At 61.7% G+C, this 23,887-nt stretch carries 23 protein-coding genes and 1 pseudogene; 14 read left to right on the top strand and 10 right to left on the bottom strand.

Annotated features, from left to right (window positions below; translation table 11 throughout):
• The first annotated feature begins 1 nt into the window (after position 1).
• From R6254_RS10370 to R6254_RS10355, 4 genes are all read left to right on the top strand, one after another.
• On the top strand, positions 2-985 hold the full coding sequence (locus R6254_RS10370; RefSeq protein ID WP_318406564.1) for a 2-hydroxyacid dehydrogenase: 984 nt from the start codon (positions 2-4) through the stop codon (positions 983-985).
• 245 nt (positions 986-1,230) lie between these two features.
• Positions 1,231-1,902, top strand: a complete 672-nt coding sequence (locus tag R6254_RS10365) for a GntR family transcriptional regulator (RefSeq protein WP_318406562.1) — start codon at positions 1,231-1,233, stop codon at positions 1,900-1,902.
• A gap of 53 nt (positions 1,903-1,955) precedes the next feature.
• On the top strand, positions 1,956-2,933 hold the full coding sequence (locus R6254_RS10360; RefSeq protein ID WP_318406561.1) for a tripartite tricarboxylate transporter substrate binding protein: 978 nt from the start codon (positions 1,956-1,958) through the stop codon (positions 2,931-2,933).
• A 5-nt stretch (positions 2,934-2,938) separates the two neighbouring features.
• Positions 2,939-4,000: a threonine aldolase family protein gene (locus tag R6254_RS10355; protein WP_318406559.1), complete on the top strand. Its 1,062-nt coding sequence runs from the start codon at positions 2,939-2,941 to the stop codon at positions 3,998-4,000.
• A gap of 81 nt (positions 4,001-4,081) precedes the next feature.
• Here the strand turns inward: R6254_RS10355 and R6254_RS10350 are convergent, their stop codons facing one another.
• From R6254_RS10350 to R6254_RS10320, 7 genes are all read right to left on the bottom strand, one after another.
• Positions 4,082-4,888: a ZIP family metal transporter gene (locus R6254_RS10350; protein WP_318406557.1), complete on the bottom strand. Its 807-nt coding sequence runs from the start codon at positions 4,886-4,888 to the stop codon at positions 4,082-4,084.
• Positions 4,889-5,015: 127 nt separating this feature from the next.
• Positions 5,016-5,915 carry a dienelactone hydrolase family protein gene (locus R6254_RS10345; protein ID WP_318406556.1) on the bottom strand — a complete coding sequence of 300 codons (900 nt, stop codon included), beginning with the start codon at positions 5,913-5,915 and terminating at the stop codon, positions 5,016-5,018.
• 102 nt (positions 5,916-6,017) lie between these two features.
• A complete protein-coding gene (locus tag R6254_RS10340) occupies positions 6,018-6,812 on the bottom strand; it encodes a fumarylacetoacetate hydrolase family protein (protein WP_318406555.1) in 795 nt (264 codons plus the stop codon).
• Between the two features lie 145 nt (positions 6,813-6,957).
• The gene (locus tag R6254_RS10335; protein ID WP_318406554.1) at positions 6,958-7,863 is read right to left on the bottom strand and encodes a helix-turn-helix transcriptional regulator; all 906 of its coding nucleotides are present in this window, start codon (positions 7,861-7,863) and stop codon (positions 6,958-6,960) included.
• Between the two features lie 33 nt (positions 7,864-7,896).
• Positions 7,897-8,775, bottom strand: a complete 879-nt coding sequence (gene yghU / locus R6254_RS10330) for a glutathione-dependent disulfide-bond oxidoreductase (RefSeq protein ID WP_318406553.1) — start codon at positions 8,773-8,775, stop codon at positions 7,897-7,899.
• 346 nt (positions 8,776-9,121) lie between these two features.
• Complete coding sequence (locus tag R6254_RS10325; protein WP_318406551.1) at positions 9,122-10,108, bottom strand: Bug family tripartite tricarboxylate transporter substrate binding protein; 987 nt, start codon at positions 10,106-10,108, stop codon at positions 9,122-9,124.
• Between the two features lie 81 nt (positions 10,109-10,189).
• On the bottom strand, positions 10,190-11,149 hold the full coding sequence (locus R6254_RS10320; RefSeq protein ID WP_318406550.1) for a Bug family tripartite tricarboxylate transporter substrate binding protein: 960 nt from the start codon (positions 11,147-11,149) through the stop codon (positions 10,190-10,192).
• 115 nt (positions 11,150-11,264) lie between these two features.
• Between R6254_RS10320 and acnA the strand changes: the two genes are divergently transcribed.
• The 4 genes from acnA (at position 11,265) to R6254_RS10300 (ending at position 16,773) form a co-directional block, all read left to right on the top strand.
• The gene (gene acnA, locus R6254_RS10315) at positions 11,265-13,907 is read left to right on the top strand and encodes an aconitate hydratase AcnA (RefSeq protein ID WP_318406549.1); all 2,643 of its coding nucleotides are present in this window, start codon (positions 11,265-11,267) and stop codon (positions 13,905-13,907) included.
• A gap of 72 nt (positions 13,908-13,979) precedes the next feature.
• The gene (locus R6254_RS10310; protein ID WP_318406684.1) at positions 13,980-14,912 is read left to right on the top strand and encodes a GntR family transcriptional regulator; all 933 of its coding nucleotides are present in this window, start codon (positions 13,980-13,982) and stop codon (positions 14,910-14,912) included.
• Positions 14,913-14,935: 23 nt separating this feature from the next.
• Entirely contained in the window at positions 14,936-15,670 is a 735-nt protein-coding gene (locus R6254_RS10305; protein ID WP_318406547.1) for an ABC transporter substrate-binding protein, read from the top strand.
• Positions 15,671-15,699: 29 nt separating this feature from the next.
• Positions 15,700-16,773 (top strand): lactonase family protein, encoded by a 1,074-nt coding sequence (locus R6254_RS10300; protein ID WP_318406545.1) that lies wholly within the window; start codon positions 15,700-15,702, stop codon positions 16,771-16,773.
• A 529-nt stretch (positions 16,774-17,302) separates the two neighbouring features.
• Here the strand turns inward: R6254_RS10300 and R6254_RS10295 are convergent.
• A complete protein-coding gene (locus tag R6254_RS10295; RefSeq protein WP_318406543.1) occupies positions 17,303-18,226 on the bottom strand; it encodes a LysR family transcriptional regulator in 924 nt (307 codons plus the stop codon).
• 95 nt (positions 18,227-18,321) lie between these two features.
• Here R6254_RS10295 and R6254_RS10290 point away from each other — a divergent pair, with 95 nt between their 5' ends.
• From R6254_RS10290 to R6254_RS10265, 6 genes are all read left to right on the top strand, one after another.
• Positions 18,322-18,849 (top strand): MFS transporter, encoded by a 528-nt coding sequence (locus R6254_RS10290; RefSeq protein WP_318406542.1) that lies wholly within the window; start codon positions 18,322-18,324, stop codon positions 18,847-18,849.
• A 138-nt stretch (positions 18,850-18,987) separates the two neighbouring features.
• Entirely contained in the window at positions 18,988-19,302 is a 315-nt protein-coding gene (locus R6254_RS10285) for an MFS transporter (protein WP_318406540.1), read from the top strand.
• A gap of 102 nt (positions 19,303-19,404) precedes the next feature.
• Positions 19,405-19,908, top strand: coding sequence for a VOC family protein (locus R6254_RS10280; protein WP_318406539.1), 504 nt, complete (start codon positions 19,405-19,407; stop codon positions 19,906-19,908).
• A 48-nt stretch (positions 19,909-19,956) separates the two neighbouring features.
• On the top strand, positions 19,957-21,060 hold the full coding sequence (locus R6254_RS10275) for an alkene reductase (RefSeq protein WP_318406537.1): 1,104 nt from the start codon (positions 19,957-19,959) through the stop codon (positions 21,058-21,060).
• A gap of 30 nt (positions 21,061-21,090) precedes the next feature.
• Positions 21,091-22,110 carry a zinc-binding alcohol dehydrogenase family protein gene (locus R6254_RS10270; RefSeq protein WP_318406536.1) on the top strand — a complete coding sequence of 340 codons (1,020 nt, stop codon included), beginning with the start codon at positions 21,091-21,093 and terminating at the stop codon, positions 22,108-22,110.
• A gap of 174 nt (positions 22,111-22,284) precedes the next feature.
• Positions 22,285-22,584 carry a putative quinol monooxygenase gene (locus tag R6254_RS10265; protein WP_318406535.1) on the top strand — a complete coding sequence of 100 codons (300 nt, stop codon included), beginning with the start codon at positions 22,285-22,287 and terminating at the stop codon, positions 22,582-22,584.
• 151 nt (positions 22,585-22,735) lie between these two features.
• Here R6254_RS10265 and R6254_RS10260 read toward each other — a convergent pair.
• Together R6254_RS10260 and R6254_RS10255 are read right to left on the bottom strand one after the other, a co-directional pair.
• Positions 22,736-23,010: pseudogene (locus R6254_RS10260) on the bottom strand (IS481 family transposase); the annotation flags it as partial.
• Between the two features lie 28 nt (positions 23,011-23,038).
• Complete coding sequence (locus tag R6254_RS10255) at positions 23,039-23,740, bottom strand: GntR family transcriptional regulator (protein ID WP_318406534.1); 702 nt, start codon at positions 23,738-23,740, stop codon at positions 23,039-23,041.
• Positions 23,741-23,887: the final 147 nt, after the last annotated feature.

The raw sequence follows: 23,887 nt of genomic DNA, 5'->3' as shown, positions 1-23,887 counted from the left end.
CATGCGCCAACCCATCCTGGTCTTTCGCGAACTGCCCTCTGACCAACTGGCGCGCCTGCAAGCCGTGCACGAGGTGACGGTCGCCAACCCGCGTCTGCCCGCGCAGTTGCCGGCGTTTCAAGCCGCACTGGCCACGGCCGTGGGTATGATAGGTTCCAGCTACCCGGTGGATGACGCCCTGCTCGCGGCCGCGCCGCAACTCAAGGTGATTTCCAGCGTGTCCGTGGGTGTGGACAACTACGCCTTGCCCGCCTTGGCGGCACGCGGTGTCATGTTGTGCCACACGCCCGGTGTGCTTGACGAAACCGTGGCCGACACCGTGTTTGCGCTGCTCATGGCCAGCAGCCGCCGCATCGTCGAACTCTCCAACTTGGTGCGTGAAGGCCGCTGGACCAAAAACATCGGCGAAGACCTGTTCGGCTTCGACGTGCATGGCAAGACCGTGGGCCTGCTGGGTTTTGGCCGCATCGGCCAGGCGATTGCGCGCCGCGCCGCGCTGGGTTTTGGCATGCCGGTGCTCTACCACGCACGCCGCCCTGTCGACCTCGCCACACAAGCGCCCGAATTGCAGGGCCACGCGATACACACGCCCCTCAACGAGCTGCTGGCGCGTGCCGACATCGTGGTTGCCATGTTGCCCCTCTCGGATAGCACACGCGGCATGATCAACGCCAGCGTCTTCGGCGCCATGAAGCCGGGGGCGATTTTTATCAACGGCGGACGCGGCGCCACGGTGCAGGAAGACGCGTTGCTGCAGGCGCTGGACCACGGCAGCTTGCGCGCCGCCGGCCTGGACGTGTTTGCCACCGAGCCCCTGCCCATGGACTCGCCGCTGCGCACGCACCCCAAAGTCACCGCCCTGCCCCATATCGGCTCGGCCACCTTCGAGACCCGGCAGGCGATGGCGGAACTGGCCACCACCAGCCTGCTGCAGGCTTTGGCCGGTGAACGGCCGGCAGCGGTGTTTGACACCGCCGCCTATTAGCCAAATCGGCCTCCAGCCCATAGCGTTCGGGCGCAAGCAGCTATTAATTCAATAGCAACCGGGTGACCGCCACTCACCCCCCCCAGGCTTTCTTCAGCCCACCCGCCTGAGCCGGGTGCGCGCAGCTGCGCCTGCCCCACCCTCCTTTTTCCGATTTTGCCACCAGCCGACAGGCGGCTGATCCACGCCCGTCGTCAGTCGTGTCAGGTCTGCTATCATTCCGCCACACCACTGGTATACCAGATATGAAACCTGAACTTCAAATGGAAAGCGACACGGCCTACACCCGGGTTCGGGCGCTGATCCTGTCGCGCGAACTGGCCGCTGGTACCTCGATTTCCGAGCGAGGCCTGTCAGAGACGCTGGGCCTGGGCCGAACACCGGTGCGCGAGGCCATCAAGACCTTGGCCCAGGAGGGCTTGCTCGAGGTGATTCCGGCGCGCGGCACTTTTGTGCGCCAATTGACCGTGGAGGACATGCGTGAAATCCACGAAGTCCGCCTCGGCCTGGAAGGTATTGCCGCCGTGCTGGCCGCGCAACAGGGCGCCAGCGAAGCCCTGCGCTTGTGCGCGCAACAGCTGCGCGAGATGGCGCAACAAACCGCGCTCGATGTGCTGGAGACACAAAAAGTCGGCTGGCGTTTTCACGAGGCCATGTTCCAGACCACCGGTAACCAGCGCCTGCTCTCGCTCTATCTCAACCTGCGCGCGCAAAGCGGCCTGGCCCTGCAGCAGCTGGAACACTACGATGCCGGGCGTCTGCGTCTGGCCATCAACGAACACCTGGACATTTATGCGGCCATTGAAGCGCGCGATGCCGCCCGGGCGCAGCGCGCCGTCTGGGATCACCTGAGCCATGCCTTGCAGGGCCGGCTGCAATCACTCGCGCCCAATCCGGGCCGGCCCGCCGCCTTGTAGCGGCAGCCATGCCCCACCCTTCATCCCTCTTCATTCACCCCCAAGGAGCCCCCATGCGAAATCCTCAGCGTCGTCTTCTCTGCTCGGCCATGCTCGCCCTGGCCACCACCACCGTGCCGCAGATCGCACTGGCGCAAAAATGGCCGGCCCAGCCAATTCGCATCATCGTGCCTTACACGGCAGGCGGCGGCTCGGACAACATCGCGCGCGCCCTCGGCACGGAACTCTCGCGCGAGCTGGGCCAGCCGGTCATCGTCGACAACAAACCCGGCGCCTCGGCCATGCTGGGGGCGGAAATGGTGGCGCGGGCCGCGCCCGATGGTTACACCCTGCTGCTGGCGGACATGCCACACACCATCACCCCCAGCTTGTACAAAACACCTTACGACGCGCTCAAGGATTTCACAGCCGTCGCCATGGTCGGCTCCTCGCCGCTGGTGCTCGCCGTCAACCCCAAGCTCAAGGCGCAAACCGTGCAGGAATACCTGGCCATGGCCAAGGCCAACCCCGGCAAGCTCAACCTCGCCTCCGGCGGCAATGGCACGGCCACGCACCTGATGGGCGAGCTGATGAAGCTGCAAACCGGTGTGTTCATCACACACATCCCTTACAAGGGTTCTGGTCAGGCCATCGCCGATGTGGTCGCCGGCCATACCGAAAGCATGTTCACGTCGGCGCCCACCGTGGTGCCGCATGTCAAAAGCGGTTCCCTGCGCGCCCTGGCCACCACCGGCGCCAAACGCATGACGGCCCTGCCGAATGTGCCCACTTTTGAAGAAAGTGGCCTGAAAGGCCTGACGGTGTCCCACTGGTTCGGCCTGTTGGGCCCGGCCAAAATGCCGGCCAGCGTGCAGACCGCGCTGCATGAAGCCGTCACGCGCGCACTGAAGGCGCCCGCGCTGCAGAGCAAACTCGAATCCCTGGGCGTGGACATCACGCCCCAGACGCCAGCGCAATTCGCGACGCTGATGGAAGCGGACACCGTCCGCTGGGCCAAAATCGTCAAAGAACGCAACATCAAGGCCGACTGAGTTCCATGCAGCTACAGACCCAGCCCCCCGCTCACAGCATCGACCTGCGCAGCGACACCGTCACCCAGCCCACCCCCGCCATGCTGGAGGCCATGTGCCGCGCCCCGCTGGGCGATGACGGCCTGGACGGCGACCCCACCGTGCGCCAGCTCGAGGAGGTGAGCGCCGCCCGCTTCCACAAGGCCGCCGGCCTGTTCGTGGCGAGCGGCACCATGGGCAACCTGGTGGCGGTGCTGGCGCATGCACGTGTGCCCGGCGAGGTGCTGGCCGAAGCCTCCAGCCACCTGCTGAACTCCGAACGCGCCGCCGCCGGCCTGACCGGCATGCATTACCGCGGCCTGCCCGGCACAGGCGGCCTGATCGGCCTGGACGCCCTCGCAGCCGCGCTGGCTACCGACGCCGGGGCGCGCTGCCCCAGCGCCCTGGTCAGCGTGGAAAACACCCACAACGCGCAAGGCGGCACGGTCGCTGCGCCACCGGCGCTGGCGGCGCTGTATACGCTGGCCGCCGCCCAGGGCGTGCCGGTGCATACCGACGGCGCGCGCTTATTCAATGCCGCGGTCGCGCTCGGCTTGCCCCTGCACCAGCTGGCCGAACACACCGATTCGCTCACGGTCTGTCTGTCCAAGGGTTTGTCCGCGCCCGTCGGCTCCGTGCTGATGGGCACGGCCGCCTTCATTGAACGCGCGCGCAACATACGCCGCATGCTGGGCGGTACCATGCGCCAGGCCGGCGTGCTAGCCGCGGCCGGGCTGGTGGCGCTGGAACACATGATCGACCGCCTGGCCGACGACCACCAGCGCGCCCGCGCGCTCTACCGCGGACTGCAGGCCATGGATGCGGCCTGGTGCGGCCCCGCCGAACCGCAGACCAACATCGTGCGCGTATGCGTCGGCGCCAGTGCCGCCGACGGCAAGTTATGGGAACAGCAGTTGGCCCAGCACGGTGTACTGGTACGTGCCAGCGGCGCCGGCAGCTTGCGCCTGGTCACCCACAGGCATATCGACGATGCCGCTGTGGCGGCCACCTTGCGGGTGTTCGAGGCGCTTCGCGGAAACAAGCATTAAATCGGCTTCCAGCCCATGCACCGCGGGCGTCAGAAGCTATCGAATCAATAGCAACTGACGCAACGGGTCGCCGCCCAGGGCTCAGTGCGAATGCGCCAGCCCGCTCACCACCGTCACCAGCGCAATGCCCACCACCAGCCAGGTGATTTGCGCGAAGGTTTCGCGGGCGCTCAGGCGTTTTTGCAACTGGGGAATCAGGTCGGCCAGCGCGACGTAGACAAAACTGCTGGAGGCCACAACGAGGAAATACGGCAGCCAGTCGTGCAACATGTCCACCAGCGCGTAACCGACCAGGCCGCCCAGCGCGGTCACCGCGCCGGCCAGGGAGACCTTGACCAGGGCGGCGCGCTGGTTGCTCGAACTCTGGCGCAGCACCATCAAGTCGCCCATGTGGTGCGGAATTTCGTGCGCCAGCACGGCCAGCGCGGTGATCACGCCCAGGCGCATGTCGGCGACAAAGGCGGAGGCAATCAGGATGCCGTCGCCAAAAGCGTGCACGCTGTCGCCGGTCAACACGGCCCAGCTGCCCGAACGCACCGGATGGTGGTGGCCGTCGTGATGGCCGGGCGCATGCGCGGCGTGGCCGTGCCCGTCATGGCCTTTCGGGTCATGGTGCTCGTGGCCGTGGTGGTAAAGCTCGGCCTTGTCGAGCAAAAAGAAAAACACCAGGCCTACCAGCAAGGTGGCAAACAGTTCCTGGGCGCCGGCCTGGCTTTCAAAAGCTTCGGGCAGCAGGTGCATGAAGGCGGTGGCCAGCAGGGCGCCGGCCGCCAGGCTGAGCATGTGGGCGGTGTAACGCGCCAGCATGCCGAAGCTGAGCAAGGCCGCCAGCCACACGCTGCCGATGCCGGCGGCCAGGGTTCCGACCAAAATTGCTATCAATGTCATAGCTGCTTGCGACCGATCTATAAGGGCTGGAGCCCTAAAAGGTTGAATAAAGTTGCCAAAATAAAAACCACGCTAAAAAGCCGCCACACATTGCTGTGGGGCGGCTTGGCTGGGGCATGCCTTGAGTTTAAGCGACGCCGTTGGCCTTGAACCACGCCAGAGCGCGTTTCCAGCCGTCTTCTGCCGGCTCCTTGCGAAAGCTAGGGCGGTAGTCGGCATGGAAAGCGTGCGGGGCATCAGGGTACACCACAAACTGCGAGGCCTTCGCCGCCGGGCTGCCAGCAGCCAGAGCGGTTTTCATCTTATCAACCGTGTCAAGCGGGATGCCGCTGTCCTGCCCGCCGTACAGGCCGAGCACCGGACCGTTCAGGATGGGGGTCAGGTCGATCGGGTTTTTCGGCGTAAGGGCGGTGTTGGCGCCGACCAGGCGGCCGTACCAAGCCACGGCGGCCTTGACGTTGGGGCTGTGTGCGGCATACAGCCAGCTGACGCGGCCACCCCAGCAAAAGCCGGTGATGGCCACCTTGGCGGTGTTGCCACCATTGGCGCCGGCCCATTTCACGGCACCGTCGAGATCGGCCATGACCTGGGCATCGGGCACCTTGGAGACCACCTCGGCCATCAGTTTGGCCATCTCGCCGTATTGGGTCGGGTCGCCCTGGCGCGCAAACAGCTCGGGCGCAATCGCCAGGTAGCCGGCTTGGGCGAAGCGGCGGGCGGTGTCGGCAATGTATTCGTGCACGCCAAAAATTTCCTGGATCACCAGGACCACCGGCAGATTGGTTTTGCCGGCTGGTGCGGCGTAAAACACAGGCACCTTGAAGCCATTGACCTCAAACGTGGTCTCGCCGGTTTTCAGGCCCTCGGACGAGGTCTTGATGGCGGTTTGCGCCATGATGGGCAGGGCCGTGGCCGCATACCCGACACCCAGCGCGGCCTTCAGCGCCGTGCGGCGGCTGGCGCCGTTTTCCGTGCTGTGGCCGGGGAGCAGGGAGTCGAACTCGGTTTTCTGATCGTTGTTGAGCATGGCGGCTTTCTTGTTGAGTGGTTGAAACAAACCGCCCGAGTCTATGTCGGCGCCGACATTCTTGCCAGTGCGGGGACTACCCAGGTGGCCCCCGCCCTGCACTCAAACGATCTTGACGCTGAGTTCAGGCAGGCCGTCGATGTGGCATTCGATCACGTCGCCCTTGACGACGGGCCCGACGTTTTCCGGCGTGCCGGAATAAATAATGTCGCCGGGGAAGAGCTCAAAGGCTTCGGACAGTTTGGAGATTTGTTCGGCCACCGACCAGATCATGTGGTTCAAGGTGGCCTGCTGCTTGACCTGGCCGTTGACCTTGAGCCAGATCGTGCCTTTGGTGTAGTGGCCAGTCTGCGCCACCTTGTGGATGGGGCCAATGGGCGCCGAGCGGTCAAAACTTTTGCCGATCTCCCAGGGTTTTTTCTGGTCACCCATGCCGCGCTGCAAATCGCGGCGTGTCATGTCCAGGCCCAAGGCGTAGCCGTAGACCAGGTCCAGCGCCTTGTCCATGGGGATGTTGCGCCCGCCCTTGGACAAGGCCGCCACCAACTCCACCTCGTAGTGGTAGTTTTTGGTCAGGGAAGGATAAGCATGGTCGGCGATCTTGCCTGGCGGCACGACCTGAATGGCGTCGGTCGGTTTCTGGAAAAAGAAAGGTGGCTCGCGTGTCGGGTCCGAGCCCATCTCGATGGCATGGGCGGCGTAGTTGCGGCCTATGCAGTAAATCCGCCGGACCGGAAACATCTCGCTGCTGCCGGCGATGGGCACATAGGTGTCGGCCACGGCAAACGGTGTGGCAGGCGCATTGGCCGCCGTGCCGGGCGTGGCGCAGCCCACCATGGCACCGGCCGTCATCAAGGCGCCGGTTTGCAGAATTCCGCGTTTGTTCATATCGGTCATGTTTGTCTCCTGAGGGTGTCCAAGTTCTGTCGCAAGCTGCAGCTTAAGCCGCCCAGGCGCGCGGCAGGCAGACGCAATTACGGATTTACCGGACGATTCAATGCAGCGATGTTGCAGCGCAGCAGACGACTTGCGCGACGGAAGTTCAGGCGCCGGAAATTTTTGCGCGCACGCTGTCGCGGAAAGCCTTGGGTGTCTGGCCGAAACGCTGGCGGAAGCGGCGTGCGAAATAAGCCTCGTCGGCAAAACCCGAGGCATGGGCCACACCGGCAATACGCTGGCTGCTGTGCGCCAGCAGCTCCTGCGCAAACTCCAGGCGCCGCTCGGTCACCAGCTCGGTGAAAGTTTTGCCGATTTCTTTTTTCAGCAAGTGCGCCAGGTAGTTGGGCGACAAAAACGCCGCGGCGGCCGCATCGGCCAGCGTGATCTCGCTCGCCAGATGATCGCGGATGTATCGCACCGCCCGCTGCAGACTGGCACGCCGGCTGCCCTGCTGCGCCTGGCTGGCGGACAGACGCAACAGGTCGGCCTCGAACTTGCGGCAGGTCAGCGCGATCAGCTGCAGCATCAGGCCGCGAATCATCTCGACCGAGCCGAAGCGGCGTTGGGCATTTTCAAGCGCGAGTTTTTCCAGCAACGCTTCGACCTCGGGAAACTCGTCTTCGTCGAAATAAAAGTCAGCGTATTCCTGGAACAAAAAAGGCGCCAGCTCGGGCGCCCGGCTCAGCGGCACGTCTTCCAGGTCCAGCGGGTCCACGTCCAGCCCGGGGCGCAGAAACTGCTGCGACATGTTGATGATGACGTAACGCGAGCCTTCGGGGTGCGGAATCACATGCACGCGGTAGGGCAGGATAAAACTCAGGTAGCCGCGCTTGAAAGGCCGCACCGTGCCAGCCACATTCTGTTCAGTGTCGCCCTGCAGGCTGATCTGCATCTGGAAATACTCGTGCCGGTGCGGGCGCACCAGCGGCGGTCGCACCAGTTGCGAACGGATGTCAAAGTCCAGGTGGTCGGCCCGCTCGGACATGCCATAGGTTTTGATGCCTGTCATACGGCGCGATTTTCGGTCATTCGCGCTGAACCGTCAGGACGCGGCCGGCGCCAGCTTGTCCTGCGTCTTGGTGTCGAAGTCGCTGGCGTCATGGCGCTCATGCAACTGGCTGGCAGGCTCGCCCCAGGTGCGGTTGACCTTGCGGCCGCGCTGCACGGCCGGGCGCTGGGCGATCTGCTCGGCCCAGCGCATGACATGCGTGTATTCGTGCACCTGCAAAAACTCGCCCGCTCCGTAGAGTTGGCCCTTGACCAGTGCGCCGTACCACGGCCATACCGCCATGTCGGCCACCGTGTATTCGCTGCCCGCCAGGTACTCGTTCTCAGCCAGGCGCTGGTTCAACACATCGAGCTGGCGCTTGACCTCCATCGCATAACGGTCGATGGCGTATTCGATCTTGGTCGGCGCGTAGGCATAGAAGTGACCGAAACCACCGCCCAGAAAAGGCCCGCCGCCCATCTGCCAGAACAGCCACGACAGGCACTCGGCCCGCTCGGCGGCGCCAGTCGGCAAAAAAGCGCCAAACTTCTCGGCCAGATGCAGCAGGATCGCGCCGGACTCAAACACCCGCACCGGCGTCGCCCCGCTGCAATCCAGCAAGGCCGGTATCTTGGAATTGGGGTTGACCGCCACAAAACCACTGCTGAACTGCGCGCCTTCGCCGATGGGAATCAGCCAAGCGTCGTACTCCGCACCGGCATGGCCCAGCGCCAGCAGCTCTTCCAGCATCACCGTCACCTTGACGCCGTTGGGCGTGGCGAGGGAATAAAGCTGCAGCGGATGGCGACCCACCGGCAAATCCTTCTCATGCGTGGCACCTGCCAACGGCCGGTTAATGCTGGCAAACTTGCCGCCGTTTTCCTTGTTCCAGCGCCAGATGGCGGGTGGGGTGTAGTCGGATGAATCAGTCATGTGCGGGGCTCCGGGGAAGTCTGGGGTGGCCGTTACGGTACGGCTATTGGGCAGATGAGTTTATCGGGGTGCGCTGTGTGCGCCTATCGCCACTACTCAAGTCTATGAACTCTCAGCTGAGCGTCGGAAGACGAACTTTGATACCCATACGCAACCATACACGCGAAGACTTCGGAAAGGATGGTGGCAGCTATGGGCCCTAAGCTGAAGTTGGCCCTCCCTTCAAGCGGACATCCACAGGGTTCGAGGTGCATCTTGATTTGAGGCTCGCCCTAGTGGGGAAATCTGCACCCCGTGATGGCCAAAGAGACCTGAGGCGTTGCCTCTTCGACCCTGGTGCGCGACTTCAGTCAATCTTGATGCCACGGTCCTTCACCAGCTTGGACCATTTCACACTTTCGCTTTCGATAAAGGTAGCGAAATCATGGCTGCTGCCACCGCCGAATTCGTTGCTTTGCGCCAGAATGCGGTCCTTCACGTCAGGGTGTTCCATTGCCTTGGCGAAAGCCGCCTGCAGCTTAACCACGATGGCTGACGGCGTCCCCTTGAGTGCCACGTAGCCCATCCAATTTGATACCGTCACCTGCGGATAGCCCGCCTCGGTAAAGGTTGGCACGTCTGGCATGGACGACAACCGCTTTGCAGATGTCACAGCAATGGGTCGTATCTTTCCCGCCTGGATGGAAGGCAATGCTGCGCCGGTCTGCTCGAACATCATGTCGACCTGGCCAGCCAGTAGCGCCGTCGCAGCAGGGCCACCTCCTTTGAACGGCACCCCCACCATGTCGATGCCTGCGGCGCTTTCAAACAGCTCAGCTGAGAGATGATGCGCGCCGCCTGGGCCTGCGTTTGCAATGTTCAATGCGCCTGGTTTCGCCTTCGCAGCAGCGACGACGTCAGCGACCGTTTTGAACGGCCTTTCGCTGGGCACCATCAGCACCAAGGGGCTTTTTTCCAGCAGGATGATGGGCACGAGTGTCTTTGGGTCGAAGTTAATCTTGGGGTAAATCCAGGGATTCACTGCCAACGGTCCAAAACTGCCCATGGCAATGGTGTAACCGTCCGGAGCTGCCCTGGTCAGGATTTCGATGCCGATGTTCCCAGAAGCGCCGGGCCGGTTGTCGACAATGACGGGCTGCTTCAGGATTTCGCCAAGCCGTTTTGCGACCAATCGGGTCTTGACGTCGGTGTTGCCGCCAGCCGCAAAGGGAACAATGATGGTGACCGCTTTGGAGGGATAACTGGCGGCGGGGTCTTGAGCTGCCGCGCTGCCGCAGATGATGGCCGCCAATGCCAGGAAAGGCGCGGCGAGATGAGATGCTGGTTTGAACATTGTTGTCTCCTCAGTTGAAAAAGTGCATGAAAGTGGACCGTGCCATCTCTGAGAGTGGCTTTGGTTCGATGGCTCCGGTCGTCACTCGGCGACGATGTGTGCCGAAGTGACAATCTTTGAGTACTTGGCTGTCTCGACAGCGATGAACGCCTTGAACTGAGCCTGCGTCATAGGGGCGGATTCGCCACCCTGGTCCTGGAGTCGCTTGATGAGTTCCGGGTCGCGCAATGCCTCGGTGACTGCTGCATTGAGCTTCGCCTGCACTGCGGGCGGAGTTGATGCTGGTACGAACAAGCCGAACCAGTTGTCCAAGCTATAAGTCGACACAGGTGCGTATTCCGAGATGGTCGGTACGTCGGGTGCAAAGCTCGCCCTTTTTGCCGACGTCACGGCGAGAAGCTTCACGCGATTGCCTTTGATGAAAGGGGTGGCGCCGGCCATGCTGACAAAGGTGATGTCCACATTGCCCGAAGCCACATCAACCATCTGGGCCGACGAACCCTTGTACGGCACATGGTTCATCTTGATGCCAGCCAGCGATTGCAGCAGTTCACCATTGAGGTGCTGCGGGTTGCCCACGCCGCTGGTGGCGTAGCTCACTTTGCCCGGGTTCTTTTTCGCGTAGGCAATCAGTTCCTCAATGTTCTTGACGGGTAGGTTGGGCGAAGCGACCAGCACATTGGGCACGCGCGTCACGAGCGTGATGGGCGCCAAGTCCTTTTCGGGCACGTATTGCATCCGCCCCTTGTAAACCAGCGGATTGATGGCGGTTTCGCCGGCGCTGCCGAGCAGCAAGGTATAGCCGTCGCCCTTGGCTTTGGCCACTGCGTTGGCGCCCAACATGCCGCTGGCACCAGGCTTGTTGTCGATGACCACGGACTGGCCCAACGAAGTGCGCAGTTTGTCAGCGAGCAGGCGGGCAATCGCATCCACGCCGCCTCCGGCCGAGAAGGGCACGACCACCGTAACGGTCTTGGACGGGTAGTCCTGCGCGAGCGCTGGGAGCGAAGGAAAAGCCAGCACAGCCGCCGAAAGCAGCATGGCTCTAGGGAACACAGTCATAAAAACTCCAGGGGTGACAAGCAAATGCGCTTCAAACCGGTATCAGGGTTTGCGCTAAATTGCATTTTATTAATTCAATATGCAAAATACACCTATGGAAAACACCAATAAGGTCTTCGCCCGCACGTTCTGTCTGGGTGGCGACGAATTTCAAGCCACGGATTTGCTGGGCGTTTTTGGCCCTCGGCTACTCAAATTGCCCGTGGTCTTGCGGCATCTGCTTGAGAACGTGCTGCGCAACACCGACGGGACCGAGCGCACCGTAGCGGTGGATGCCCTGTTCGCGTGGCTGGACACGGGTACCAGCGAGGCGGAGATTGCTTTTCAGCCCGGCCGCGTGTTGATGCACGACACGACCAGTACTCCAGCATTGGTGGACATCGCGGCGATGCGCAATGCGCTGGCCGAAGCCGGTGTGGACCCGATGGTTTTGAATCCCGGGCTACCTGTCGATGTATCCGTCGACCACTCGCTGGCGGTCGAGGTCTTTGCGCAGAAGGATGCAGCCACGGCGAATCTGCAGATTGAGATTCGCCGCAATGCCGAGCGCTACCGGTTTCTGCGTTGGGCTTCGAAGTCTCTCGACAAGGTGCGCGTGCACCCGCCGGGGACCGGCATCATGCACACCATCAACCTGGAACAATTGGCCACGGTGGTGACGACAGCGCAGCGCAATGGCGCGACCTGGGCTGTTCCGGACCAGATGATTGGCACCGACAGCCATACCCCGATGGTCAATGGCATTGGGGTACTGGGCTGGGGTGTGGGCGGCCTGGAGGCCCAGACTGTGATGTTTGGCATGCCCACCATGCTGCGCGTGCCGGACGTGGTCGGCGTACGCCTCAACGGAGCCCTGCAGTCCGGCGTTCTGGCGACCGACCTGGCGCTGACCGTGACCCAGCGCTTGCGCGCCATTGGCGTGTCGGGCGAGTTCGTGGAGTATTTCGGGCCGGGCGTGTCCACCCTCACAGCTGGCGAGCGCGCGGTGGTGAGCAACATGGCACCCGAGTATGGTGCGACGACGGGTTTCTTTCCTGTCGACCAGCACACGCTGGACTACCTGCGCGCCACCGGCCGCAGCGAGGCACACATCGCCTTCGTCGAGATGTATTGCAAAGAAACCGGCTTCTGGTTCGACCCCGGAGCCGAGCCTAGGTATACACGCGTCATTGACATCGACCTGGCCACCATCGGTATGAGCATCGCCGGCCCACGTCGGCCGCAGGACTTGATGGATTTCGGTGACAGCACAAAGGCACTGTCCGCAGTCGACTTCACGGCCACAGAGACCGGTCCGCTACCCAAACATGCGGTCGCCCTGGCCGCCATCACCAGCTGCACCAACACAAGTGACCCGGCGTTGCTCATCGCGGCTGGGCTGGTGGCGCGCAAAGCTCGCGCCCTGGGGCTGAAAGTACCCTACTGGGTAAAGACCTCGCTCGGACCCGGCTCACCAGCCGCAGCCTCTTACCTCGAACGTGCGGGCCTGATGGAAGACCTAGAGGCCGTCGGTTTCGGCATCGTCGGATACGGCTGCACGACGTGCATCGGCAACTCCGGCCCGTTGACGGAGTCCATCCGCGAGGCGCAGGAGGCAGGTCAAACCAAGGCGGTGGCCATCTTGTCAGGCAACCGCAACTTTCCGGGTCGCGTCCACCCCGACATCGAACTCAGTTTCATCATGTCGCCGCCGCTGGTCATCGCTTTCGGCCTGGCAGGGGACGCATCTCGCAATCTGCGGGATGAACCCGTTCAGGTCACAGCGGACGGGCGCGGCGTTTTCCTGCGAGACCTGTGGCCGGCACGCGAGGAAATCGTCGCGCATCTGGCTCTGGGCGCGGACCCGGCCGACTACAAAAAGGACTTCGTTATCGCGAGCCAGAATCCGCTGTGGTTCGCGCTCAAGGCCCCGGAAACGGCGCTTTTTCCCTGGGACCCCAAGTCCACGGCCTTGCGCAGGCCGCCTTTCGCGTCTGTGGACGAAGGCAGTCTGCTTGGAAGCTACGCGGCCTATCCGCTGATGGTGGTAGGCGACGACATCACGACTGACCACATCTCGCCCGCCAGCGCAATCCCCTCAGACAGCCTGGTTGCCGACTTTCTAGTCGAACGCGGCGACGACAGGAACGACCTGAATGTTTTCGCATCTCGGCGCGGGAATTGGGAAGTCATGATGCGGGCTGCGTTCCACAGCAAAACGCTAAAGAACCTGCTGGTACCCGACGTGCCCGTCGCGCACACCCTGCACGTGCCAAGTGGAGACGTGCAACCCATTTGGGACGTGGCGCAGCGCTATCGTGACGCCGGTCAATCGGTCGTGATGGTTGCCGGCGAACGCTACGGCACGGGCTCATCTCGCGACTGGGCTGCCAAGGGCCAGCGGCTGCTCGGAATTCGCGCCGTGCTGGCGATGAGCTTCGAGCGCATCCACCGCTCCAATCTCATTGGGATGGGGATACTTCCGCTGCGCTTTCCCAAAGGCGTGGGGCCCCAAACGTTGAATCTGCAACCCGGCGACCGTGTCGAAGTCATGGCCCTCGCTGACAGCTTGGCGCCACGTTGCAGCATTCCAGTGCAAATCGTGCGTATCGACGGCTCCGTGGAAAACGTGACGGCGACTGCGGCCGTCGAGACTCAGCTGGAGGTGGCGCTTTTGCACAGCGGCGGCGTCATTCCGCTGATTTTGGGAAAAACCATCGCTGACCATGCTTCGGCGGAGCGGCTGCAGGTTTCCTGAACATTGATGCAAAGCATGGAAGTGCAAGTTGGTCATCGCGACGCAAAGAGCGAAGGTGGGAAAATCCCATTCATGAAAGCTCCCGCCTCCATTTCCGCTCAAATTGTCACTTTGATTCAGACTGAGGACTGGCCTGTTGGCACCCACATGCGGGCCCAGGCGCTGGCAGACCGGCTCCGCGTTTCGCGTTCACCAGTGAACGAGGCTCTCCAACTGCTGGAAGACAAGGGTGTTTTACTGCGTGAACAAAATCGGGGCTACTTCCTCGCGAAGGCAACATCTGAACTGCCGGCGGAGTTGCTGCAGGAAGTTGGGGTGAACGCGTCCGACGCCGCGAGCACCGCGTATTTCAAGATTGCGGAGGACCGTCTGTTGGGCCGATTGCCCGACACGTTCTCGGAAGCGTCGCTCAAATCGCGCTATCAGCTCACGCCCGCCCAGTTGAGTGCGGTGCTGACCCGTATTGCGCAGGAAGGTTGGGCAGAGCGCAAGCCGGGGTACGGTTGGGCGTTCTCCTCCATGCTGACCACGCCCGACAGCCTGCTGAAGTCGTACCGCCTTCGACTCGCGCTGGAGCCCGCGGCGCTTCTCGAACCTGGTTACCGACTGGACAAGCACGTGCTGATACGCTGCCGTTCGGCCGAGATGCACTTACTCCAAGGAGGCATCGAAGTGGCCACGGCCGACGAATTGCACGACCGCGGTGTTAATTTCCATGAGTCACTGGTTGAAGCTTCTGGCAACGCATTTTTCATTGACACCATTCGCCGCGTGAATCGTGTTCGTCGCTTGCTGTCGTACCGTTCGATGCGTGACCGTACGCGTTACGTTGAGCATTGCCATCAACACCTGGCAGTGTTGGACCTCCTGGAACGCGAACGCAACGAAGAGGCCTCCATCGCCATGCGCGACCATCTGAGCAGCACTCTGCGAAATCTGCAGCGCATCAGCGACATCCTTCAAGCGGCTCCTGTTATCCCGCCACCCCTCACGTCAACAAAGTAGCCGCTGTCGGCAACCCACAACCAATGTCCACTTCCGCTCAACTCATCAAGTCCTTTGCGCCAACTGGCAAGCTGCGCGCGTCCATCAACGTCGGCAACCCTATCCTGGCGAATCTGGACAAGGACGGTAAGCCGTTCGGCGTCTCAATTGATTTGGCGCGCGGCTTCGCGAGTCTGCTGGGTGTTGATGTGGAGTTGGTGGTGTTTGACGCCGCTGGGAAATCTGTCGAGGCGGTGACCCAGCAACAGGCCGATTTTGGCTTCTTTGCCGTTGACCCAGCGCGCGGCGCGGGCATCGCATTCACGGCGCCTTACGTGCTTATCGAGGGTGCATATCTCGTTAAGGATGCCTCGCCTCTCCGGGAGAACGCCGAAGTCGACCAAACTGGCCATCGCGTCGTGGTGGGAAAAGGCAGCGCCTATGACTTGTTTCTCACGCGCGAACTGAAACAGGCGGAAATCTTGCGTTCGCCCACCTCACCGAAAGTCGTCGATACCTTCATCGAGATGGGGGCCGAAGTCGCCGCAGGGGTGAAACAGCAGCTCGAGGCCGATGCGCAGCGTGTACCGGGCTTGCGTCTGCTGCCCGGCCGCTTTATGGTCATTCAGCAGGCGATGGGCATTCCCAAGGGGCGCGGAGAGGAGGCGGTGGCGGTTCTGCGCCGGTATGTCGAAGACATGAAAGCCAGCGGCTTCGTGGCCGAGGCGCTGGCGCGCCATGCCATTCGAGGTGCGTCCGTCGCGCCAGCACAGACATGAGGCACATTGGAGCCGCGCAAGAGACGGTTGTGTATGCGTACGTCGGCTCTCGCACCACACGAGAGCGCAATGCGCGCGGCGAAGGCATCAGCGTGTACCGGGTCGACCCGCAAGACGACCGTCTGGAACTTGTCCAACTGGTGTCTGACCTGGTGAATCCGTCTTTCCTGTGCCTGAACAAATGCAACGACCGACTCTATGCGGTACATGGTGACGGGCACGAGGTCAGCGTATTCTCAGTGTCCCCGAAGGACGGTACGCTGCAATTCTTGCAGCGACAAGAGTGTGGCGGTTTGAACCCCGTGCACCTTGCGTTGGACCCAACCGAAAAATTTCTTGTCATCTCAGACCACCTCGGCGAAAACGGCGGCACGTTGGCCGTGATGCCTGTCAACGATGACGGAGGTTTGGGCGCGGTTGAGCAGCGAGTAGGCCTGGTGGGAACTCCTGGACCGCATCGCAAAGAACAAGCGCATGCGAAGCCGCACTTCAACCCCTTCGAACCAACGGGCCGGTTTGTTGTGGTACCTGACAAAGGCTTCGACCGCGTGTTCGTTTTCCGTTTCGAAGACGGGCGACTCACGCCCGCCTCGACTCCCTGGATGGACACACGGGAGGGAGCTGGGCCGCGCCATGTCGCGTTTCATCCGACGAGGCCTTTTGCCTACGTCGTCACTGAGCTTGATTCAACCGTAATGGCTTGCGGGCTTGATGCAGAAACCGGCGCTCTCACGCCTTTGCAAGTATTGTCCTGCCTGCCGGACGCCTTCACGGGCAACAGCCGCGCATCTGAGATTTCAGTGGCGCAAGATGGTCGAACACTTTACGCATCCAACCGTGGCTATGACAGCATTGCAGTGTTCCACATCGATTTGGAAACGGGGTTTCTGACCTTTTCAGAGGCAACGCAGTCCATGGGCCAAACCCCCCGTTTTTTTGCGATTAGTCCAGGCAATAGCGTCATGTATGTCTTGAACGAAGACAGCGACAGCATCGCTACTTTTCATATTGATATCGGCACCGGGAAACTCAAATCCACTCCAATGTCCTTGCATTGCGGTAGTCCGGTCTGCATGGTTTTTTCATCAACTAGGGGCTCCTGATTTCTGTGAACCACATGTGTCTTCTGAATGCCCGATATTGGCCGGTTGAATCCGCCGCTGCGTTGAAGACATTGGATGAATTCGGCTGCAGTACGGCAACGGGCCCGAAGCGGTAGTAGAGGACTGTGGAACGCAGTCGTTCAACGTGTGACTTGAGCGGAGGGCCGAAGGCCCGTCCGCTCGAAGGAAGGGCTAGACCCCAGCGGGCGGCAGATCATGACGGGTGCGGTAACAGATACTCATCACGCAGTTGCTCGGCACTAACTGGCATCAGCTTTACGTCCCCGCCGGAAAGCGGCTTTCCAATGATGATGCCAAAGACAACTTTCTGAGGGACCGCAAATGCGAGGAGTCCTCGCAACTTGTACTGAGGCATTCCGAAGACGGCAAACAACTCCTTGTCGGGTAACCCTAAGGACACTGGGATATCCAAGGCGCGCGACGCTCGCCGCCTGGATCGATGATCTGCACCCTGAGACGAGGAAACGCGTTGTCGGCAAAGCGGGAGGCATACTGCGCCCCCGAGAGTTCAAGCAGGCGGCTGCCCAACTTGCCGTTCAAATTCCGCCGTGCGCTGCGCTATGAAGTCGCGCAGGCATCGCACCAACGGCGTCAATTGGCGCCGGCTTGGCACGACGAGGAATAGCGGTGCGGCTTCAGCGATCCAGTCGGTGCACAAGATGTGAAGCCGGCCTTGTGCCAAGTCGTTGGCCACGTCGAAGCGAGCTTTGTAGGCAATGCCTTTGCCCAAGAGTGCCCAGCGCCGGACCGCATCGCCGTCGTTGGAGACGTTGACGCTTTTGACACGCACAGTGATTTCCAGCGCGCCTTCGCGTGAGAAGCTCCATTGATCGTGCACATCGTCACCGAACATGAAACACAGGCAATCATGCCCCGTCAACTCATGCGGTGTAGCCGGCGCACCATGCTTTTCAAGATAGGCGGGCGAGGCGCACAAGACCCGGCGGTGCGACGGCGCCAAGGGCAAGGCCACGAGACTGGAGTCCGGCGGTTTACCATAGCGAAACGCAGCATCCACCGGGTCGCTGTAGACATTGGCCAAGCGATCCGACAACTGCAGCCGAATATCGACGTGGGGATGCAGGTCCTGGAACTCGTTGAGCCAGGGCAGCAGCAAATTGCGCCCGAAGTCTGAAGGTGCGGAAAGTTTCAGCACCCCACGCAAGGCCTGCTCTCCAGCGGCCAGTTGCTGGCTCGCCTGCTGGAGCGCTTCAAGTGCCGGACGGCACTGCTCGAGAAACAGTTCGCCATGCGGGGTCAGGCGCAGGCTGCGTGTGGAACGCACAAGCAGTTGCACACCCAGCTCGGCCTCCAGCCGCTTGAGCGCAGCGCTGGCGGCCGCTGGCGTCATGTCCAGCGCCCGCGCGGTGGCCGACAGGCTGCCGCTGTCCACGGTGCGCACGAAGATATCCAGATCCTGTAGAGCTTTCATCGATGAATCTTACCGACAAGCGCCTAACTTTCTAATTGAATTTGAATATGCCTTCAAAAGACAGCCTCTTTTTCAAATGAAACAGATGTGGGACGATGACGTATTCCACGAACAGTATCTGCGCCAAGCTTTCTCCCCCTAGCCCTTCCTCCCGCATTCCTCTGGCCGCATGGGTTCTGACCGTTTCGGTGTTTGCCATCGGCACAGCCGAATTCATGATCGCCGGTATCTTGCTGCAGGTCGCCAAGTCACTGGGTATCAGTGACGGCGCTGCGGGCAACCTGATCACCGCCTACGCGATGGTCATCGTAATCGGCGGTCCGATCTTGAGCATTTGCTTGTCGCGCTTCGAGCGTAAGAAGGTATTGATCGGCCTGATGTTGCTGCTCACCATCGGCAACATCCTGTCGGCAACCACCCAGGACTACACCGTGCTGCTGATCAGCCGCATCTTCACCGGATTGGCGCAAGGTGTGTTCTACGGTATTGGTGCGGCGGTAGCCACGCGCATGGTGTCCAAGGGGATGGCGGGCCGCGCTGTCGATCAGATGTTTGCGGGTCTGACGCTGGTCAACGTGCTGGGTGTGCCCGCCGGCGCATGGATCGGCAACGCCTATGGCTGACCTGTCACCTTCTCGGCCGTGGCGCTGCTGGGCGTCGGCGCGATGGCCGCCATTGCCGTGCTGGTGCCGCACATCGCCGCCGAGCAGGCCACTTCGGTGGCCGGGCAACTGGGCGCTTTTTGCATTCGGCAGCTGTGATTGAGCCTGGTCATCACGGTGTTCGGCTGGACCGGCTTCATGACTTGCTATGGCTACATCTCTCCAGTGGCCCAGTATGCCGTGGGCCTGCCTCCCCAGGCCGTCACCGGCTTGCTGGTTGCGGTAGGCGCCGGTCTGGTGGCGGGCAATGCCATCGGCGGGCGCGCTGCGGATGCGAACCTGCGCCTTGCACTGTTCGGCGGCATCCTGGCGATGATTGTCTCGCTCGTGATCGTGGGCTTTTCCATCGTCAACGTCTGGGCTTGGAAGGAGACTGCGGTGCGCCCAGCAGGCGTCGGCGGCGACCGTACCTGATTGTGATTTTCAAAATAATTTTGAAGCCACATTCAATTCATCGGCTATTTTTCAATCAATGCAAACAGGCGATCATTCACCTACTCAACGCCAATACGGATCATGAACGCCACCACTTCCCTAAATGACCACGCCGCCTCGGTAGGCAATGCCACCCCGGCAGGCGTGGCCCCCGCTTGGCGCTTCGACCATGTCAATGTGTCTATGGGCGCAAGCCACGCTTTGCGCAGGTTGTTCGAGGGTGTGATGGGCTTTCAGCCCGGATTTCGCCCTCCGTTTCCCTTTCCCGGCCTGTGGCTCTATGCGGGTGATCAAGCCGCCGTACATGCGGTGGACGATGCGAAGTTGTCGTCCGAGACTGGCGAGGTGCGTTTTGGCCATATCGCCTTCAGCAGCGAACAGCCGGCCTCGCAGCTGATCGATCAGCTGCGCCGCAGCGCGCTGCCGTTCAAGGTGGCGCGGGTTCCCCGGGACAACATCGCACAGATTTTCGTACTCCTGCCCGGGGAGTTCGTGGTCGAACTCGACGTGCCCGATGACACCGCCACGTCTCAAGACCACGCCTACAGCGCGACCAGAGCCGCGCCCGGTGCGGGCGATTTTTGAAAATCTCCGACAGACCCATCCAATCCATCAGACTCACGAAAGTACCTTATGTCTTCTTCGCCCCTGTTTCTTCCCCTTCAGCTTGGCCCGCTCCACTTACCTAACCGCATGGTGATGGCGCCGATGACCCGCAGCCGTACCAGCCAGCCGGGCGACGTGCCCAACGAACTGATGGCCACTTACTACGCCCAGCGTGCCAGCGCCGGTCTGACCATCTCCGAGGCCACCCAAGTTTCGCGCCAGGGCCAGGGCTATAGCTTCACGCCCGGGATCTACAGTGATGCCCAGGTCGATGGTTGGCGACGCGTGACGGATGCGGTTCACGCGGCCGGCGGGCGCATCGTGCTGCAGCTGTGGCACGTGGGCCGCATGTCGCACGCCAGCTTCCATGCCGACGGCCTGCCGATCGCGCCCTCGGCCCTGTCGCCCGACGCGCAGGTGTGGGTGGTGGGTGACGATGGCGTGGGGCGCATGGTTGACTGCCCAGTGCCTCGCGCCATGACGCCCGAAGACATTCAGACGGTGATCAGCGATTTTCGCCGCGGCGCGGCCAACGCGATGCGCGCCGGCTTCGATGGCGTGGAGATCCATGGCGCCAACGGCTACCTGCTCGACCAGTTCCTGCGTACCACCTCCAACCACCGTGAGGACGCCTACGGCGGCAGCATGGCCAATCGCACGCGCTTCGTTGAGGAGGTGGCCGCCGCAGTGGCGAGCGAGGCCGGCGCCGAGCGCACCGGCATCCGCCTGGCGCCCTTCATCACACAGCGCAATATGAACTGCCCGGAAATCATCCCCACCATCCTGCATTTGGCGAAGAAGCTGGACGACGTCGGCCTAGCATATATTCACCTGTCCGAAGCCGACTGGGACGACGCCCCGCAGATCCCCGAGGCGTTTCGCCGTGCGCTGCGCGATACCTACCAGGGCCGTGTAATGGTGGCCGGCAAATACGACGCCGAGCGCGCCGAGCGAATTCTGAGAGAAGGCTCGGCCGACCTGGTCGCTTTCGGCCGGCCTTTCATCGCCAACCCCGACCTGCCGGCGCGCTATGCGGCGAAGTTGCCGCTGGACACTTTCGATGCCCAGTCGCTGTTCGGCGGTGATGCGCGTGGTTACACCGACTATGCGGCCCACACGGCCGCCTCTTGATTTCCTCCCATTATTTTTGAAAGATAGACTATGAAAGCCATTGGATACAAAACCCCTCAAGCCATCAGCCAGCCCGACTCGCTGATTGACATCACCCTGGCCGATCCGGTGGCCACCGGGCGCGACCTGCTGGTGGAGGTCAAGGCCGTGTCGGTCAACCCGGTGGACACCAAGGTGCGCACCAGCGGTGCGCCCGCCGAAGGCCAAGCCTACAAGGTGCTGGGTTGGGACGCCAGCGGCATCATCAAGGCCGTGGGACCCGAAGTCACGCTGTTCAAGCCGGGCGACCGCGTCTGGTACGCCGGCTCCATCGCGCGCCCAGGCACCAACAGCGAGCTGCACTTGGTCGATGAGCGCATCGTCGGCCACGCGCCGAAGTCGCTCGACTTCGCGCAGGCCGCGGCCTTGCCGCTGACCGCTATCACCGCGTGGGAGATGCTGTTCGACCGGCTCGGCATCGCGCCAGGCAAGCAGCCGAGCCGCAAGACGCTGCTCATCATCGGCGCCTCCGGCGGCGTGGGTTCCATCATGACCCAGCTGGCCGCGCGGCTGACGAGCCTCACCGTTATCGGCTCCGCTTCACGCCCCGAAACACAGGCTTGGGTGAGGGAACTCGGTGCGCACCACGTCATCGACCATAGCCAGCCCATCGCCGTCGAACTGAAGCGTATTGGCTTCCCCACGGTGGACTACATCGTCAGCCTGACCAACACCGACGACCACCTTGCGGAGATCGTCGAGGCCATTGCACCGCAAGGCAAGTTCGGCCTCATCGACGACCCGAAGGCGCTGGATGTGAGCCCGTTCAAGCGCAAGGCTGTGTCCATCCACTGGGAACTGATGTTCACGCGTTCATTGTTCGGCACCGATGACATGATCGGCCAGCACCGCCTGCTCAACGAAGTGGCCGACTTGGTGGATGCCGGTCTGATCCGCACCACGCTCGCCGAGCGCTTCGGCGCCATCAATGCCACCAACTTGAAGCGCGCTCATGCGCTGATCGAGTCGGGCAAGGCGCGCGGAAAGGTGGTGCTGGAGAACTGGGGCTGATCAGACGTCTAGCGTCTGCGCAATGCAGGCGCACGCCTTGCTGCAGCCAATTTGTCTGAGACTGGGAGCCGGAGACCCCGGCCACAGCCCCCCGTAGTGAACCATGGTGCATCCGCACCAGGGTCCGGTGTGCAGCAGATCCACCGAACCTGACAATTGCAACGAAGGAAAAAGATGAAAACAGCACCTCTGGTCAGCCTGGCTATTCTTGAAGCGAAGACAGATAAAAAAGACGAACTCCGTTCCGCTTTGCAAGCCCTCGTGCCACTTACCCGGCAAGAGCTCGGTTGTTTGGACTACACCCTCTTTGAGCAGTCAGACTCTCCCGGCACTTTCTATATGCGAGAGTCATTCAAAGACCGCGCTGCGCTGGATGCGCACTTTTCGATGCCGTACTTCCAAGAGTTCGCGGGACGCTCCAATGCACTTTTAAAGCGCCCGTTGCAACTTGTCTTCTTAACTGAAGTGCTTTAGTAGAACCCCGCCGTGAGAGAGGGCACGTCCCTGAACCAAAGCAACCGCCGAAGACCGCCCCCATACCGAAACCCGAGTGACAACAAGGATTGCGAGCCGTTTCAACGACGCATCAACGCCAAAGAAGAACCATCATGCAACACCGTCTTTAGTTGGCCCAGACGCGGCTATAGGCCCATTCTTGCGGGCAGGCCTGAAAAATGCGTTCAGCTTTTCCGTTGATTCAGAGGGTGGAGGCATGAGGAAGCTGTGCCTGATGCCCAGAGCCTGACCGGATTTGACGAACAATTTTCAACGACAGGCTGAGCCAATACCTGTGATCAGCCGCTTGATCGAAATACCCAAAGCCGCGCAGTGGGCGTCGGCAGCCTGCAGGAAATCCACGGCCGAGCCTCGGCGGTCGTCTACATGCATCTGCACAAAGCCCAATGGTGGCAAAGCGCGAAATAGGAGATTAAGCAGACGGCTCCTTGCGGCGTGAACGGGAAGTTTCGCCGGGCACGGAATCACCAAGCGGCGGTTTCATAGCAGCCAAGATGGCCTCGCACTTATGTCTCAGATGTGTTTTCAAAATTCCAGAGAGCGAGCCGGCGTCACGCCGTGCAAGCGCGTTCAGCATGCCTTCATGTTCGGCCATGGCACGTGACCAGATGGCCTGTGTCATTGGCGAATTGAAGCGAATGCGGCGAATGCGCGCGTTGATCACTGCGTACTGTGCAAGCAGGACGGGGTTACGGGCAGCTTGAACGACCGCCTCGTGGACGCCGCGATTGAGCTCGTAGTAGACGCTTAGGTCGCGCGCCGCGTAGGCGGAGCGCATACGCTCGTGCAGCAAAGTGATCTCGGCAAGCTCCTCCGCGCTCACACGATCAGCGGCCTGCTCGCCCGCCAGGGCCTCGAGCGCTCCAGCCACCGCGAACAGTCCCTCCACCTCCTCAATGGACAACTCACGCACGCGCGCTCCCCGGTTGGGCAGGAGCTCGACATGTCCTTCCGCGCCGAGCACCTTGAGCGCCTCGCGCAGCGGGGTACGCGAAACACCGAAACGCTCGCAAAGCAAGGCTTCCGGCACCTTGGTGCCGGACGAAAACTCGCCCGAAACGAACACCTCGCGCAGCTTGTTGAGAAGGTCTGTATGAACGAATTCTTTGGCCATGTCTGAATTATGAATTCATTTTTTACTATTTTTTATACTTTTTCATAAATTTCTAGGTTTTTTCCATTGTTTTGCATTCACGGTTATTGACGGCTAGGCTAGGCGTGTTTACATTTATCGCATTCATTCTTGAGGAATGGATGGTCA

This window comes from Polaromonas potterensis (assembly GCF_033446725.1).
Classification (GTDB): Bacteria; Pseudomonadota; Gammaproteobacteria; order Burkholderiales; family Burkholderiaceae_C; genus Polaromonas.
The sequence above is the reverse complement of the archived record's forward strand: the minus strand, read 5'-3'. Positions and strand labels throughout refer to the sequence as shown.